The following is a 256-nucleotide window of genomic DNA, read 5'->3' as shown; positions in this document are numbered from 1 at the left end:
GCCGCGATGGCCGCATGATGATCGCCGGCCTGCGCCTGGGCCTGACCTTTGTCGGGATCCAGCCTGCGCGGGGCTATCAGGTAGACCCCAGCGCGGTGTACCACGACCCTGACCTGGTGCCGCCCCACGGCTATCTCGCGTTCTATTTCTGGCTGCGCCATACCTATGGCGCCCACGGCGTGATCCATGTGGGCAAGCACGGCAACCTCGAATGGCTGCCGGGCAAGGGCGTGGGCCTGTCGCAAACCTGCTGGCC

General features: G+C 67.2%; 1 protein-coding gene. It reads left to right on the top strand.

Annotation, left to right across the window (positions count from 1 at the left end):
- Nucleotides 1-256, top strand: a 256-nt coding sequence (locus tag SB764_RS42360) for a cobaltochelatase subunit CobN (RefSeq protein WP_410867088.1), incomplete at both ends; no start/stop codon positions are given.

This window comes from Paraburkholderia sp. SIMBA_027, assembly GCF_046535315.1.
Lineage (GTDB): Bacteria > Pseudomonadota > Gammaproteobacteria > Burkholderiales > Burkholderiaceae > Paraburkholderia > Paraburkholderia tropica.
The sequence above is the reverse complement of the archived record's forward strand: the minus strand, read 5'-3'. Positions and strand labels throughout refer to the sequence as shown.